A 14,604-nucleotide genomic window follows, 5' to 3' on the forward strand; every position below is an offset into this window, starting at 1 on the left:
GCCGCGGGCCGCGGGGGTGCGTCGCGCAGTGCCCCGCGCCCCTGACGGGGCGCCGCTCCCACTGCCAAGATCATGAATCTCCTCCTGCGGGAATGCCCCTGCCCGCAACGGCGTTGTGGAGTGTGAACACGAGGAGGAGCGGTCACTGTGCTTGATCCGCAGGATTTGTACGCCTGGGAGCCGAAGGGGCTGGCCGTCGTCGACATGGCGCTCGCCCAGGAGTCGGCCGGACTTGTCATGCTCTACCACTTCGACGGATACATCGACGCGGGTGAGACGGGCGACCAGATCGTCGACCGGGTGCTCGACTCGCTGCCGCACCAGGTGGTCGCCCGCTTCGACCACGACCGGCTCGTCGACTACCGCGCCCGCCGCCCGCTGCTGACGTTCAAGCGCGACCGCTGGAGCGACTACGAGGACCCCGCCCTTGAGGTGCGGCTCGTCCAGGACGCCACCGGCGCGCCCTTCCTGCTGCTGTCCGGCCCCGAGCCGGACGTGGAGTGGGAGCGCTTCGCCGCCGCCGTGAAGCAGATCGTGGAGCGGCTCGGTGTCCGCCTCTCCGTGAACTTCCACGGCATCCCCATGGGCGTTCCGCACACCCGGCCCGTCGGTCTGACCCCGCACGGCAACCGCACCGACCTGGTCCCGGGCCACCCCAGCCCCTTCGACGAGGCGCAGGTGCCCGGCAGCGCCGAGTCCCTCATCGAGTACCGCCTGCTCCAGGCCGGGCACGACGTCCTGGGCGTGGCCGCCCACGTCCCGCACTACATCGCCCGCTCCCCCTACCCTGACGCGGCCCTGACGGTGCTGGAGGCCATCACGGCGGCGACCGGACTGGTCCTTCCGGGCATCGCTCACGCCCTGCGCTCCGACGCCCACCGCACGCAGACGGAGATCGACCGGCAGATCCGCGAGGGCGACGAGGACCTCACCGCGCTCATCGACGGCCTGGAGCACCAGTACGACGCCGTCGCCGGCGCCGAGACCCGCGGCAACATGCTCGCCGAGCCGGTGGACATCCCGTCGGCGGACGAGATCGGCCAGGAGTTCGAGAAGTTCCTGGCGGAACGAGAAGGCGACAACTGACCCCGGTGCGGCCCGGCGGGGGCCCTGTCGGTGGCAGGGCCTAAGCTGCGGGACATGCTGAAGGTGGGCCTGACCGGCGGCATCGGTGCCGGCAAGAGTGAGGTGTCACGGCTGCTCGTCGCGTGCGGGGCCGTGCTGATCGACGCGGACCGCATCGCGCGGGAGGTCGTCGCACCGGGGACGCCGGGGCTCGCCTCGGTCGTCGAGGCCTTCGGGGAGGAGATCCTCGCCGCCGACGGCAGCCTGGACCGGCCCCGCCTCGGTGCCATCGTCTTCGCCGACGCGGACAGGCTCGCCGCCCTCAACGCGATCGTGCATCCCCTGGTGGGCGCACGCTCCCGCGAGCTGGAGGAGGCCGCCGCCGAGGACGCGGTCGTCATCCACGACGTCCCGCTCCTCACGGAGAACGGCCTGGCACCGCTGTACGACCTGGTGATCGTCGTCGATGCGGCTCCCGAGACCCAGCTCGACCGGCTCGTCCGGCTGCGTGGCATGACCGAGGAGGACGCCCGCGCGCGGATGGCCGCCCAGGCGACGCGCGAGCAGCGGCGGGAGATCGCGGACATCGTGATCGACAACGACGTCCCGCTGGAGGACCTGGAGCGGCGCGTGAAGGACGTGTGGGCCGAGCTCGTGCGCAGGTCCCAGGCGCCCCGGCCGTCCCCTGCGGAATAGCAGCATCCCGCGGGGGCGTTGAACCCGTCCAGTGAGGGAAGGACTCTGCCGTGCCCGAGACCAGCGGTTCGACCGGACGTACCCCGGAGACGCATGTCATCGACTTCCGCGCCGCCGAGCAGTTGCTCGCGGCGCGAGACCCGCGGGGTGCGGTGAAGCTGCTCGACGGGGTCATCGCCACGCACCCGGAGAACACCGCGGCGCGGCTGCTGCGGGCGCGTGCCTTCTTCGCCGCGGCGCAGCTGAGGCCGGCGGAGCTGGAGTTCCAGATCGTCCTGGAGCGGGAGCCGGACAACGCGTTCGCGCACTTCGCGCTCGCCCGTACCTATGAGCGTCAGGGCCGTCCCGACCAGGCCAAACGCCACTTCCGCCTCGCGGCCGCGCTCGACCCGAACCCGGAGTTCCTGAAGGCGGCGAACTTCGACTCGTGAGCCGTCCCCGTCTGCTTCAGGGGCACCGGTCGGGCGGGTGGTAGGGCGGGATGCCTGGGCCCGGCTGGTAGTGCGGGCCCTGCCGGATGTGCCGTAGGACGACGGCAAGGTCGATCGTGACGATCAGCAGCAGCACACCGCAGGCGATGGCCCAGCCGTTCCGCCCGGCGAGCGCGAACGCCACCGTCCCGATGAGCGCCCAGACCAGCCCCCACACACTCAGCCAGAAGCGCGCCCGCAGGGCACTGCGCGCGGTCCGCGGTTCACTGCCTGTACGCATCCTTCGATCACCACTCCTGCTGGCAACGTACTCTTCGTGTCGAGGGTTCACCAAGGCCGACAGGGGGAGTCGTCCATGCTGCCGGACGCCGACACACTGCCCGAGACCCTGCTCGACCTGGCGGTGCCGCACGAGGACATCAACCGCCTGGTCGCCCTGCGACGGACGCTCACGGCGGATGCCGGGGCCACGAGGCTCGTGCAGGAGTGTGCCGAGGAGCTGGTACGGGACATCGGAGAGGTCGGCGTCGAGGTGCCGCTCGCCGAGCGCGTCGCCGGAGCCCCGGCCGCGCTGGGTCCGTACTTGGCCGTGTACGTGTTCGTCGCGGCGCTGCCGTACACGCGCTCCTACCACCGCGAGCGGGGGGTCACGGCCGACGTCAGCCGCCGCACCCTCGCCGACCTCGGACGGAACATGGCGTTCCACCGGCGTCGGCACGGCAGGGGAGGGGTGGAGGCCCCGCAGTGGCTCACCCATCACTTCCGCGGTGAGCTGTACCAGCTGGGGCGGCTCCAGTTCGAGCGGGCCCGCCTCGGGCAGCGGACGGGGCGGGCGGTGGCGCGGGCCGGGCTGGACGTGGCGCCGGGGGAGCCCTGCTTGAACCTGCACATCCCCGACTTCCAGGGGCCGCTGTCACCGGCGGCCTGCGACCGGTCCCTGCACCTGGCGCGGGAGTTCTTCGCCCGCCGTTTTCCGCGGGAACGGTACCGGGTGGCGGTGTGCCATTCCTGGTTGCTCGACCCGCAGTTGAAGCAGCATCTGGCCCCGGACTCCAACATCGTCCGTTTCCAGGAACGCTTCGAGCCCGGCCGTGACCCCGGTGAGGAGCCTGAACCGGCGGACACCGAGCCCGTCCGCTTCGTCTTCGGGGACCCGGATCTGCCGGTGGCCGGTCTGCCGCGGCGCACGTCGGTGGAGCGGGCGGTGGGGGACCATCTGCGGGCGGGCGGTCACTGGTACGTGCGGCACGGTTGGTTCCGGCTGTAGCCGTCGCGCTCTCAACTCCCTGTCCACGCCATCCCGTTCACTCGGTCGGGTGAAGACTGCTGTCACGGGAACGGGCGTGCGGATGCGGCCCGTTGGACGGGCATGGAGATGAAAATGCGTGAGGGGTACCAGGGGACGGGACCCGGGGCCATCACCCCGGACGGCTGCGCGGTGGAGCTCTACTCCCGGCTGCCCGTCGGGGACGAACCGGATGTCATCGCCGCCGCCGTCCCCGAGGGCGCGAGCATCCTGGAGCTCGGCAGCGGGGTCGGACGGATGACCCACGCACTGCTGGAGCGCGGATTCACGGTCACGGCGGTGGACGAGTCCGCCCCGATGCTGGAGCACGTGCGCGGCGCGCGCACGATATGCAGCCCGATCGAGGAGCTGGACCTGGACGAGACGTTCGACGTGGTGCTGCTCGCGTCGTTCCTCGTGCACACGGGAGACGCCGAGGTACGGCGCGGCCTGCTGAGCACCTGCGCACGCCATGTCGCTCCGGGCGGCTGCGTGCTGATCCAGCGGGAGGGCGAGGACTACCACGAGAACGTGCCGCGCGAGCGCAAGGACCCCAGCGGTTTCACCGTGCGCATCGCGTCGTCGGAGCCGGTCGGCGACGGGGTCAACTCGGTGCGCGCCGAGTACGAGTTCCCGGACGCGATCTGGACCCAGACGTTCCGGGCCCGGCCCCTGACCAAGGAGCAGTTCGAGGCGGCCCTCCGGGCGGCGGGCCTGAAGGTGGACCGCTATCTCACAGAGGACCGGATATGGGTGCGGGCGGTGCCGGCGGTCTAGGCGGCACGGAGTTGCGCGGACTGGAGAACAGAGCCACACCTTTGGGTGCCGGCACCGGAGCCGGCGGATCATCGGCCTCGGCGCGTCGGCGGCGATGAGTTCCGGGGTGAGGGCCGGTCTATCTCTCCGACACTGCGACACCACATGCACCGCTTCACCCAGGAGACCTCCATGTCCGAGACCACCGCTGCCGTCACCGCCGACTCCACCCCGGCCGGCGTCGTCATCGCCGAGTCCGCGACCGCTCGTGGGCGGCGTGTCCGGATCGCCCTGCGCGCTCTGCAGGTTGCGCTCGCCCTCTTCTACGCGATCGCCAGCGCCCTGCCCAAGCTGATCGGGCACGCGTCGGCTGCCGAGTCGTTCGAGCGGCTCGGCTGGGGCAGCGCGGGGATGTACGCCATCGGCGCGCTCGAACTGGCCGGGGCGATCGCCCTGCTGATCCCGGTGCTCCAGTCGGTGGCGGCGATCGCGCTGGGGGCGTTGATGGTGGGCGCGTTCGTCGTGCAGATATCCGTCTTCGACGGGCAGTATGCGGCGACGCCGGTGATCCTGATCGTGCCGCTCACCCTCATCGCGTGGGCACGGCGGGAGCACAACGCGGATCTGCTGCGATTGCTGCTGCGTCGGCGGCGGGTGTGACCGGACGGAGGCGGGTCGCACACGGCTCCGGTGGCGTCGGGGAGGGGGAGGGCCCGTCCCCGGCGTCGCGCCGGGGGGCGCCGGTTCTCCTCGGCCTGCTCACGGCCTCCGTTCGCGTGAACCGCTGCCGAAGCCCCCGCCGGGGCCGCCGCCCGGACCAGGGCCGAAGCCGGGCATGCCGCCCGGGCCCGTCATGCCGCGGAGGCGTTCCATGTCGCGGCGGTCCCGCTTCGTCGGCCGGCCCGCGCCGCGGTCGCGGATGCCGGCGGGGGCGACGGCCTCGCGGGGCGGGGGTGGCGGGGAGTTGTCGACGTAGCACTGGGTGGCCACAGGCGCCCCGACCCGCTTGCGGATCAGCCGCGTGACGATGACGACCCGTTCGCGGCCCTCGTGCCGCAGGCGCACTTCGTCACCGACGCGGACGCCGTGCGCGGGCTTCACGCGTTCGCCGTTGACGCGCACGTGGCCGCCCCGGCAGGCGGTGGCTCCCATGGAACGGGTCTTGACGAGCCGTACCGACCAGATCCAGCTGTCGACGCGGACGGTCGTGCCGGCCTGCGGGCCCGCGGCCTCGGCAGCGGCGATCGCCGCGGCGACCTTCGGGTCCGGGGGCTGGGTCTCGCCGCCCGCTGAGCTGCCGGCCGGCTCGGGGGACTCGGCCGCCGGGGCTGCGGTCCCGTCCGTCCTGTCGTGCTGCGCACCCTGAGAAGCCATGCCCCCGACCCTAAACCTCCGAGGCGCCCCGCCGGGCGCAATATCGTCCTCCGAACCGGACTCCGCCAAACAAGTTTTGCAAAAACTCTTTTGCTAAGTGCTCCGGCCGCCTAGCCTCCCGGCATGGACAGCGACGAGCACAAGCGCGTACTCGATCCCGAGCGCGACACCGCCGCCCTCAAGGCGCTCACCCACCCCCTGCGTATCCGACTGCTCGGACTGCTGCGGCAGGACGGGCCCGCCACGGCGAGTGAGCTGGCCGCGCGGACGGGGGAGTCGTCGGCGTCGGCCAGCTACCACCTGCGGGTGCTGGCGAAGTACGCGTTCATCGCCGAGGCCGAGCACCGTGACGGGAGGGAGCGGCGGTGGCGGGCACTGCACACCCTGACGTCCTGGAGCAACGAGTCGATGGAGGCCACCGAGGCGGGCCGGGCCTTCGTCGGCCTGGCGCGGCGGCGGCAGATCGAGCACCTGGAGAGATCCCTCGCCCGGTACGAGACGGACCTGGCCGCCGGGCGGCTCGGCCAGGAGTGGGTGGAGCCGTCCGGGATCACCGACCTCATGCCCCGGTTGACGGCCGCGTCGCTCACCGAGCTCTTCGACACCATCGCCGGGAAGCTGGAGGAACTGACCGCGCGGGACGCGGACGATCCGCGCGCCGAGCACGTCGTGTTCGTCGCAGCCGGGCTCCCACTCGCCGCCCACGAACACTCCGCCCACGAACACGCCGACCGCGACCTCGAAGGCCGCGACGCCGAAGATCTCAACCCGTGACGCCGTTCATGACCGAGCCGGCCGCTCGCCGCCGGTACGTCATCGTCTGCGCGCTCCTTTGGCTGCCGCCCGGGCTGGGCATGGCCACGATGGTGCTGCTGTTGACCGACCGCGGCATGTCCCTCGCCGCGGTCGCTGGGCTGTTAGCCGTGCACTCGTTGACCGTCGCCGCGCTGGAGCTGCCCACGGGAGGCCTCTCGGACGTCCTCGGGCGCCGGCCGGTCCTGGCCGCGGCCGGAGGGCTCGGCGTCGTCGCCTTCGTGCTGATCGGTCTCGGCACCTCCGCCTGGCTGCTCACCGCCGGCATGGTGCTCATGGGCGTGGCCCGGGCCCTGGCCAGCGGCACCGCCGAGGCCTGGTACGTCGACACCGTCCAGGCGTGCTCCGGCCCGGACGCCGAGCTGCGCACCGGCCTGGCCCGGGGCGGCTCCGCGACCTCCGCCGCGCTCGCGGCCGGCATCCTGCTCGGCGGCGCCCTGCCCTGGCTGCTCGGTCTGGGGCCCGACCTCGGTGCCCGGCTGAGCGAGGCCACGTCCGGGGCCGTGCTGCCCCTGTCCGTTCCCCTGCTGCTGGGGGCCGCGCTGAGGATCGTGTTCGTCGCGTATGCGCTCGCCGCCCTGCGGGAACCGCCGAGGCCGCCGGCCACCCTGCGTTCGGTGCTGCGCGGCGTCCCGGTCACGGTCGTCGACGGGCTCCGGCTGGGCGGGCGGGACGCGCTGGTCCGCCGGATCCTGCTCGGTGCCGCGGCCGCCGGAAGCGCCCTGGCCGCCGTCGAACTGCTCGTACCGGGCCGTACGACGGCGCTGACCGGCTCCAACGGCTCCGGGGTGATGGTCTATGCCGCCCTGTCCTGCGCGGGTTTCCTCTGCTCCGGCCTCGGCAGCCACCTCGCGCCGCTCACCGCCCGTGTCGCGGGCAGTGGCGAACGTGCCGTGCTGGTCAGTCTCGGGGCCGGTGCGGGCGGCCTGCTGCTGCTCGGGGTCACCGCCTCCTCCGTCCACCCGGCGGCCACGACCCTGGCGGTCGCCGGCTTCGGGCTGGTCTACCTCGGTCTCGGCGCGGCGGCCCCGAACGAGAACGACCTGCTGCACCGCCGGGTCGACGGCGCGGGCCGCGCCACCGCCCTGTCGGTCCAGTCCCTCGCCCAGCAACTGGTCGGCGCGCTCACCGGCCTGGCCGTCGGGGTGCTGCGGCCGGGCCCCCTGCCCTGGCTCCTGACGGGCGCCGCGCTGCTGGCCGGGGCCCTGCTCTGGCTGCGCCGGGGCGACGAACGGGCCATGCAGGGCAGCGGAGTCCGAGCCCGGCGGGGGGCGCGTCCGTACCGGTCCCGGGGGTCCCGCCCTCGTGACGACTACAACCCGCCTGCGCCTACGGTGGAGTGATGGACCCCAGCGGACTCACCCTCCTCGACCGGCGCATCGCCGACTGCCGGGCCTGCCCGAGGCTGGTCTCCTGGCGCGAGGAGACGGCCCGCGCCAAGCGGGCCGCCTACGCGGACTGGACGTACTGGGGCCGGCCGGTGCCCGGCTTCGGGCCCGCGGACGCCCGGCTGCTGATCGTGGGGCTCGCCCCCGCCGCCCATGGCGGCAACCGCACCGGCCGGATGTTCACCGGCGACCGCTCCGGAGACGTCCTCTACGAGGCGCTGTACGACGTGGGCCTCGCCTCCCAGCCGACCGCCGAGCACGCCCACGACGGCCTGGAACTGTACGGCGTGCGCGTCACCTCACCCGTGCACTGCGCCCCGCCCGCCAACAAGCCCACCCCCGAGGAGCGGGACACCTGCCGCCCCTGGCTCGTGCAGGAACTGCGGCTGCTGCGCCCGACCCTGCGGGCGGTGATCGTGCTCGGCGCCTTCGGGTGGCAGGCCGCCCTGCCCGCGTTCGCCGAGGCCGGCTGGCCCGTGCCCCGGCCGCGCCCCGCCTTCTCGCACGGTGCCCGCTTCCGCCTCGACGGCCTGGAGCTCTACGGCTGCTATCACGTCAGCCAGCGCAACACCTTCACCGGCCGGCTCACGCCCACCATGCTGCGTGACGTCCTGCGGACGGCCGGGCGGGCGGCGGGTCTGCCCACCGGCACTCCCTAGGGAGCCTCCTCGCCGAACAGGTGGCGGACCGTGGAGCGGTAGTTGGTCCGCACGTGCGTCAGCGCGTGCGCGCGGGCCCGTTCCGGGTCGCCCGAGGCGATGGCCTCGTACAGCTCGCGGTGCTCCACGAGCAGCTGTGGCCACTCCTCGTTGCGCCGGGTCATCCAGCGCAGCCGGCCGGCGACCGGTTCCAGGGCCTCGGTCAGGAGGCTGTTGCCGGCCATCGCCATGATGCGGTCGTGCAGCCGGCTGTTGACGTCGGTGATCACCTCGGCGTCCCCGGCCTCGGTCGCGGTGGCCGCGCGGTCGACGAGTTCCCGGACCTCCGCCAGGTCCTCCGGCGTCGCCCGGGACGCGGCGAGCCCGGCGGCGTACACCTCCAGGGCTTCTCGCAGTTCGAACAGTTCCTTGACGTCGGTCGGGGTCAGACGGCGTACTACCGTGCGGCGGGGTGTCTCGAAGTGGACGAAGCCCTCGGCCACGAGGGCCCGGATCGCCTCCCGGACGGGCACGCGCGAGACACCGAAACGCTCCGCCAGCTCGCGTTCGACCAGGCGGTCCCCGGGGCGGAGGCTGCCCGCGATGATCTCCTGGCGCAGATCGGCCGTGACGCGCTCGCGGACCGCTCCGAGGGGTTCGATCTTCGTCATGCTGCCCATCTTCGTCGACGCGAGGTGTCTTTTACGGGGCGTTAACAAGAGCGACATCGGTCAGAACGGTTGACGAGGAGACCATGGCCGCAGTTTGGTATACCAAACGCGCGCAGGGTGCCCCCACCGTCCTGCGGAGCAGTCCTCCGTCGTCCCCTCGCTCATGGAGGCCCCGTGTCACTCGCCGACCGTGCCGCAGACACCGGCACCCCAGCGTTCCTCCCTGATCCCCGGCTCACCAACGAGGACCTCGCGCCCGCCGGGAAACGCAACTGGAAGGTCTTCGACCTCTTCGCCATGTGGATGTCCGACGTCCACAACCTCGGCAACTACACCTTCGCCGCCGGGCTGCTCTTCCTCGGCATGAACGTCTGGCAGATCTTCACGTCCCTGCTCGTCGGGTTCGTGATCATCTACATCGGCATGAACTGGATGGGGAAGATCGGCCAGCGCCACGGCGTGCCCTTCCCGGTGGTCAGCAGGATCGCCTTCGGCATCTGGGGCGCCAACATCCCGGCGCTGATCAGGGCCGTGATCGCCATCATGTGGTACGGCATCCAGACCTACCTCGCCTCCGTCGCCGTCAACGTGATGCTGCTGGCGGCCTGGCCCGGGCTGGAGTCGTGGACGCACAACTCGTTCCTGGGACTGGACGCGCTCGGCTGGGTCTCCTTCGTCGCGCTGTGGCTTGTGCAGGCGGCGATCATCAGCCGGGGCATGGAGTCGGTCCGCAAGTTCCAGGACTTCTGCGGCCCCGCGATCTGGCTCGTGATGATCGCGCTGGCCGTGTGGATCCTGGCCAAGGCCGGCTGGACGATCTCGCTCACCTCGACCCCGCACCCTGTCTCCGTCGGCGAGCAGTGGCGCCAGTGGTTCGGTGCGATCGGCCTGGTCCTCGCCACCTACGGCACCCTGATGCTCAACTTCTGCGACTTCTCCCGCTTCGCCCCCGACTACAAGTCCGTCAGGCGCGGCAACTTCTGGGGCCTGCCGGTCAATTCCACGGCCTTCGTGATCGTCTCCGTCATCGTCACCGCGGGCGCCTTCGAGGTCTTCGGCAAGGAGATCACCGACCCGGCCTACCTCGTGGCCGAGATCGGCAACACCTGGGTGCTGGTGGTGGGCGCGCTGACCTTCGCCATCGCCACCATGGGCGTCAACATCGTCGCCAACTTCGTCTCCCCGGCGTACGACCTGGCCAACGTGTGGCCGCAGAAGATCACCTTCAAGATCGGCGGCATGATCAGCACGGTCGCGGCCCTGCTCGTCACCCCCTGGAACCTCTTCTCCAACCCGACCGTCGTGAACTACTTCCTCGGCGGCCTCGGCGCCTTCCTCGGCCCGCTGTTCGGCGTGATCATGGTCGACTACTACTGGGTCAAGCGCGGCCGTGTGAACGTGGACGAGCTGTTCGACGCCTCTCCCGGCGCCCGCTACCACTACCGCAAGGGCTTCAACCCCAAGGCGCTGTGGGCGTTCCTGCCGGCGGCCGGTGTCGCGGCGGTGCTCGCGCTGGTGACGACCTTCAGCGACGTGGCCCCGTACTCCTGGTTCATCGGCACGGCGCTCGCCGCCGGGCTGTACGCCGCCCTGTGCCGTCCCGAGCGCACCACCGCGGAGGTCTGAGGGACGTGCGGATCGTCGTCACCAACTGCAACACCACGCAGGAGATGACCGAGGAGATCGTACGAGGTGCCCGGGCCGCCGCAGGCCCGGGCACCACCGTGACCGGGCTGACTCCCGCCTGGGGGCCGGCGTCGGCGGAGGGCTGGCTCGACAGCTACCTGTCCGCCGCGGCCGTCCTGGACACGCTGCGGACCTACGACGGGGCGCCGTACGACGCCGTGGTCATGGCCGGATTCGGGGAGCACGGCAGGGAGGGCGCGCGGGAACTGGTGAACGTACCGGTCGTCGACATCACCGAGGCCGCCGCACACCTCGCCTGCCTGCTGGGCCGCCGCTACGGCGTCGTGACCACGCTGGAGCGCTCGCGCGGCCAGATCGAGGACAGCCTGGAGACGGCGGGCGTGGCACGGAACTGCGCGGCGGTCGTCGGAACGGGCCTGAACGTGCTCGACCTCGGCGACGACGACCGCACCGAGACGGCGTTCCTGGCCGCCGCCGAACGGGCCTGCGCGGCCGGGGCCGAGGTCCTCGTCCTCGGCTGCGCCGGCATGACGGGGCTGCAACGGGCCGTCGGGGAGAAGCTGGGACTGCCGGTCGTCGACGGGGTCGCCGCGGCGGTCAAACTGGCGGAGTCCCTGGTGGCACTGGGGCTGACCACGAGCCGGGTGGGGAGCTACGCCGAGCCGCTCCCGAAACGGAGGGCATGGGGCAGGCCCGCGGGGCGGTAGCTCATGCAGGGCCGTCGAGGACGACGTCGTCGTGATGGGCCCCGTAGAACCCCACCTGCCGGGCCATCACCTCCCGCATCGACGTGCCCCGCGGGATGCCGTACACCGTGCCGGGGAAGTCCAGCGCCTCCTGGATCTGCCAGAGTTCGTCGTGCTCCCCGGGGGCGAAGAGCCGCGCCCGGGGCGCACCCGCCGCGATCCAGCCGATGGGCAGGACGGTGCCGGGCGGCAGCACGGAGTTGACGTGCAGCACGCTGTGGATCCGCAGCTCCGCACCGGCGCCCGCGACGGCCCCCGGGAACACGCAGGCGCCCGTGGCCACGAAGACCTCGTCCTCCAGGGTCGCCCCGTTGACATGGGCGTGCGGGCCGACCAGCACCGCGTCACCGACCACGGCGGGGTGCGCGGACCGCCCCCGCACCAGCGCGTTCTCCATCACGACGACGTCCGCCCCGACCCGCACCCCGCCGTCCTCCGCGGTGAGCACGGCCCCGTGCAGCACCCGGCTGCGCTCACCGAGGACGACGTCCCCGCACAGGACGGCCGTCGGGGCGACGTACGCGGACTCGGGGACGACGGGACGCCGCCCGCGGTGCTCGATCAACATGGCGGTCCTCGCCTACTCGGGAACGACGGCTGTCGCCGTAATCTCCACCAGCTGTCCCGTGTACCCGAGGCACGCCACGCCGATCAGCGTCGAGGAGTGCGGACCCGCACTGAGGCCGGACGCCTCCACCACACTCCAGACGGCGGACAGGACGGCCGGTTCACCGCTCACCACGTACACGTCGGTCGCCACGACGTGCGCCAGATCGCTCCCGGCGGCGTCCAGTTGCTCCCGCAGGTTGGCGATGACCTGCTCGGCCTGCCGCACCGGATCCCCCGGCCCGACCAACGCGCCGTCGGGGCCCAGCGGTACGGAACCGGCGAGGAACGCCAGCCGCGTGCCGGCCTCGACGACGGACACATGGGAGTAGGCGGGGGGCGGGAAGAGGGCCGGGACGGTGACGCGGCGGATCACGTGGGGTCTCCGATCTGCGGGCGGCGACAGGACAACCCACCGATCATCGGGGCCCCGGCACGCGCACGCACCCGTATTTCGGTTCCCGGCGACCGGACCGTCCCCCTACGCTTCCCGGGACCCGTCCGCCCAGCCCTCTGCGCATCCCGGACCGCTCGTCGGCCGGTCCCCTACGCATCCCGGACCGCCCGGCGGCCCAGCCCCCTACGCACCCCGTCCGCCCGTCCGCCCAGGAGCCCGCCGTGACCACCGTCCCGGACCACACCTTCCTCGCCGCCACCGCCGACCGCCTCGCCGCCCTGCCCGCCGTGGAGGCCGTCGCCCTCGGCGGCTCCCGGGCCCTGGGCACCGAACGGCCCGACAGCGACTGGGACCTGGCGGTGTACTACCGCGGCGCCTTCGACCCGGCTGATCTCCGCGCGGTCGGCTGGGAGGGCGAGGTCTGCGAGATCGGCGCCTGGGGCGGAGGCGTCTTCAACGGCGGCGCGTGGCTGACGATCGAGGGCAGGAGGGTGGACGTGCACTACCGCGATCTGGCCGTCGTCCAACGCGAACGGGCCGAGGCGGAACAGGGCCGCTTCCGCGTCGAGCCCCTCATGTTCCACCTGGCCGGCATCCCGACCTACCTCCTCGTCGCCGAACTCGCGATCAACCAGGTGCTGCGGGGCGAACTGCCGCACCCGGGCGCCTATCCGCCGGCACTGCGCGTGAGCGCCCCGGCGCACTGGCACGGCATGGCCGCGGCCACGCTTGCCTATGCCAAGGCGGGCCACGCCCCCAAGAACGCCGTCACCCAGGTCGCGGGCGCGATCGCCCTCGCCGCGACCCAGACCGCGCACGCGGTGCTGGCGGCGCGCGGGGAGTGGGTCACGAACGACAAGGGGCTGGTGGCGCGGGCGGGACTCCAGGACGTGGACGCACTCGTGCGGAACCTCCCGGACGGCCCGGCCGCGCTCGCCCGGGCCGTCACCGACGCGGAGATGCTCCTCGCCCGGGCCGTGCGGGCCGTCACCGCCGGGTGAACTGCACGCGGGTCGGCTGGACGCTGTCCGGGCGGATGGCAAGACCGTCGACGGTGAGCTGCTCGCCGTAGATGTCTGTGAGCCGGAGGGAGCCGCCGCAGCCGGTGCCGTCGGGGGAGAGGAAGTAGTTGTACTCCGTACGCGTCAGCCGGCTCCAGCCGCCGCCGGTCCTGGCCTCCAGCCGGGCCAGCGGGTTGCGGTGGCCGAGTGCCTGGATGCCGCACCAGTGGCGGCTGGAGCCGGTCTTGTAGCGGATCGCGACCGTGTCGGACGTGCCGGGGCTCAGCAGGCTCCAGGTGATCGGTATCCGTCCCGCGGACAGGCCGGCGAGCTTCGCGAAGGCCTCCTTGCTGAGGTCGAGTTGCCCCGGGGCGCAGGGCAGCGGGCACTCGTTGGTGACGCGGACGGTGACGGAGGCGCCGCTCGCGGCGCGGACCAGGATGTACGCCCCGCACGCCTGGGACGTCTCGTAGTCGGCGTGGTTCATCGCCGCGACCATGAGGTCGGGGCTCGGCCCGTACAGGCAGGCGCCGTCCCCGTCTTTCGCGTCGTAGTGGGTGGCGACGCCGGTGTAGGCGGTTCCGGGCTTGATCCGTCCCGCCAGGGGCGCCGTGCCGGACTCCGGACGTGGCGCGGACGGCCGGGTGGCGACGGGCGAGGGCCGCGCCGACGGGGTGGTCGCGGAGGGCGCGGCGGCGGGGGTGCGCCGCGGAGCCGGGGAGGCCGTCGAGGGCTTCGGTGCCGGTGTGGGCTTGTCTGTCGTGGGCGAGGCGCCCGGGCGGGTGGCGGCCGTACCGGCGGCCGTCCGCACCGTGTCCGGAGCGCCGTCCGGGCGCAGGGCGATCACGAGCGAGACGAGGAGGCCCACGGCCGCCACGGCGACGGTCCAGACGAGAGCCGAGCGCCGCTTGCGGAGGGGACGGCGATGGGATGCGGATGCCACGGTGAGTCCTTCGAGTCCTTGCGTGGTTCAGGAGAACGCGCGCTCACGACTCACCAGTGGTCGCCGGTGCCGGAAAGGTTGCCGGGGCTCGTTTCAGAATCGCCTGCATTCCGGGTTACGCACATTCCGGATTGCGTACATAAAGAA

At 72.5% G+C, this 14,604-nt stretch carries 18 protein-coding genes; 12 read left to right on the forward strand and 6 right to left on the reverse strand.

Going from position 1 to position 14,604, the window contains the following annotated elements:
* The first annotated feature begins 147 nt into the window (after positions 1-147).
* Genes OO68_RS23395 through OO68_RS23405 form a run of 3 tightly spaced genes read left to right on the forward strand, consistent with a single transcriptional unit; the run spans position 148 to position 2,192 of the window.
* Positions 148-1,086 (forward strand): PAC2 family protein, encoded by a 939-nt coding sequence (locus tag OO68_RS23395; protein ID WP_033310632.1) that lies wholly within the window; start codon positions 148-150, stop codon positions 1,084-1,086.
* 54 nt (positions 1,087-1,140) lie between these two features.
* On the forward strand, positions 1,141-1,761 hold the full coding sequence (gene coaE, locus OO68_RS23400) for a dephospho-CoA kinase (protein WP_033310633.1): 621 nt from the start codon (positions 1,141-1,143) through the stop codon (positions 1,759-1,761).
* Between the two features lie 50 nt (positions 1,762-1,811).
* The gene (locus OO68_RS23405; protein WP_033310634.1) at positions 1,812-2,192 is read left to right on the forward strand and encodes a tetratricopeptide repeat protein; all 381 of its coding nucleotides are present in this window, start codon (positions 1,812-1,814) and stop codon (positions 2,190-2,192) included.
* A gap of 16 nt (positions 2,193-2,208) precedes the next feature.
* On the opposite strand, the gene OO68_RS23410 is transcribed toward OO68_RS23405, so the two are convergent.
* Positions 2,209-2,472, reverse strand: a complete 264-nt coding sequence (locus tag OO68_RS23410) for a DUF6343 family protein (RefSeq protein WP_033310635.1) — start codon at positions 2,470-2,472, stop codon at positions 2,209-2,211.
* A gap of 75 nt (positions 2,473-2,547) precedes the next feature.
* On the opposite strand from OO68_RS23410, the gene OO68_RS23415 reads away from it, so the two are divergent.
* From OO68_RS23415 to OO68_RS23425, 3 genes are all read left to right on the forward strand, one after another.
* Positions 2,548-3,459 carry an acyltransferase domain-containing protein gene (locus OO68_RS23415; RefSeq protein ID WP_033310636.1) on the forward strand — a complete coding sequence of 304 codons (912 nt, stop codon included), beginning with the start codon at positions 2,548-2,550 and terminating at the stop codon, positions 3,457-3,459.
* A 114-nt stretch (positions 3,460-3,573) separates the two neighbouring features.
* Positions 3,574-4,254 carry a class I SAM-dependent methyltransferase gene (locus OO68_RS23420; protein WP_033310637.1) on the forward strand — a complete coding sequence of 227 codons (681 nt, stop codon included), beginning with the start codon at positions 3,574-3,576 and terminating at the stop codon, positions 4,252-4,254.
* 171 nt (positions 4,255-4,425) lie between these two features.
* Complete coding sequence (locus tag OO68_RS23425) at positions 4,426-4,893, forward strand: DoxX family protein (protein ID WP_033311007.1); 468 nt, start codon at positions 4,426-4,428, stop codon at positions 4,891-4,893.
* A gap of 99 nt (positions 4,894-4,992) precedes the next feature.
* On the opposite strand, the gene OO68_RS23430 is transcribed toward OO68_RS23425, so the two are convergent.
* On the reverse strand, positions 4,993-5,607 hold the full coding sequence (locus OO68_RS23430; protein WP_051814780.1) for an RNA-binding S4 domain-containing protein: 615 nt from the start codon (positions 5,605-5,607) through the stop codon (positions 4,993-4,995).
* A gap of 123 nt (positions 5,608-5,730) precedes the next feature.
* Between OO68_RS23430 and OO68_RS23435 the strand changes: the two genes are divergently transcribed.
* Genes OO68_RS23435 through OO68_RS23445 form a run of 3 tightly spaced genes read left to right on the forward strand, consistent with a single transcriptional unit; the run spans position 5,731 to position 8,467 of the window.
* Positions 5,731-6,381 (forward strand): ArsR/SmtB family transcription factor, encoded by a 651-nt coding sequence (locus OO68_RS23435; protein ID WP_051814781.1) that lies wholly within the window; start codon positions 5,731-5,733, stop codon positions 6,379-6,381.
* An 8-nt stretch (positions 6,382-6,389) separates the two neighbouring features.
* Positions 6,390-7,763, forward strand: a complete 1,374-nt coding sequence (locus tag OO68_RS23440) for an MFS transporter (protein WP_106974403.1) — start codon at positions 6,390-6,392, stop codon at positions 7,761-7,763.
* Positions 7,763-8,467, forward strand: a complete 705-nt coding sequence (locus OO68_RS23445; RefSeq protein WP_078625423.1) for a uracil-DNA glycosylase — start codon at positions 7,763-7,765, stop codon at positions 8,465-8,467. Before OO68_RS23440 ends, OO68_RS23445 begins: the two co-directional genes overlap by 1 nt.
* Here the strand turns inward: OO68_RS23445 and OO68_RS23450 are convergent.
* Positions 8,464-9,126, reverse strand: coding sequence for a GntR family transcriptional regulator (locus OO68_RS23450; protein ID WP_033310639.1), 663 nt, complete (start codon positions 9,124-9,126; stop codon positions 8,464-8,466). The two genes, OO68_RS23445 and OO68_RS23450, sit on opposite strands and share 4 nt — an antisense overlap.
* Positions 9,127-9,291: 165 nt before the next feature.
* Here OO68_RS23450 and OO68_RS23455 point away from each other — a divergent pair, with 165 nt between their 5' ends.
* Both OO68_RS23455 and OO68_RS23460 read left to right on the forward strand, forming a co-directional pair.
* Entirely contained in the window at positions 9,292-10,743 is a 1,452-nt protein-coding gene (locus OO68_RS23455) for an NCS1 family nucleobase:cation symporter-1 (RefSeq protein WP_033310641.1), read from the forward strand.
* 5 nt (positions 10,744-10,748) lie between these two features.
* The gene (locus OO68_RS23460) at positions 10,749-11,471 is read left to right on the forward strand and encodes an aspartate/glutamate racemase family protein (RefSeq protein WP_033310642.1); all 723 of its coding nucleotides are present in this window, start codon (positions 10,749-10,751) and stop codon (positions 11,469-11,471) included.
* Between the two features lies 1 nt (position 11,472).
* Here OO68_RS23460 and OO68_RS23465 read toward each other — a convergent pair whose 3' ends face one another.
* Together OO68_RS23465 and OO68_RS23470 are read right to left on the reverse strand one after the other, a co-directional pair.
* A complete protein-coding gene (locus tag OO68_RS23465; RefSeq protein WP_033310643.1) occupies positions 11,473-12,078 on the reverse strand; it encodes a gamma carbonic anhydrase family protein in 606 nt (201 codons plus the stop codon).
* A 12-nt stretch (positions 12,079-12,090) separates the two neighbouring features.
* Complete coding sequence (locus tag OO68_RS23470) at positions 12,091-12,492, reverse strand: RidA family protein (protein WP_033310645.1); 402 nt, start codon at positions 12,490-12,492, stop codon at positions 12,091-12,093.
* A gap of 242 nt (positions 12,493-12,734) precedes the next feature.
* On the opposite strand from OO68_RS23470, the gene OO68_RS23475 reads away from it, so the two are divergent.
* Entirely contained in the window at positions 12,735-13,514 is a 780-nt protein-coding gene (locus OO68_RS23475; protein WP_033310646.1) for a nucleotidyltransferase domain-containing protein, read from the forward strand.
* Here the strand turns inward: OO68_RS23475 and OO68_RS23480 are convergent.
* On the reverse strand, positions 13,501-14,457 hold the full coding sequence (locus OO68_RS23480; RefSeq protein ID WP_033310647.1) for an expansin EXLX1 family cellulose-binding protein: 957 nt from the start codon (positions 14,455-14,457) through the stop codon (positions 13,501-13,503). The genes OO68_RS23475 and OO68_RS23480 overlap by 14 nt on opposite strands.
* Positions 14,458-14,604: the final 147 nt, after the last annotated feature.

It is taken from the genome of Streptomyces iakyrus, assembly GCF_000717055.1.
Classification (GTDB): Bacteria; Actinomycetota; Actinomycetes; order Streptomycetales; family Streptomycetaceae; genus Streptomyces; species Streptomyces iakyrus.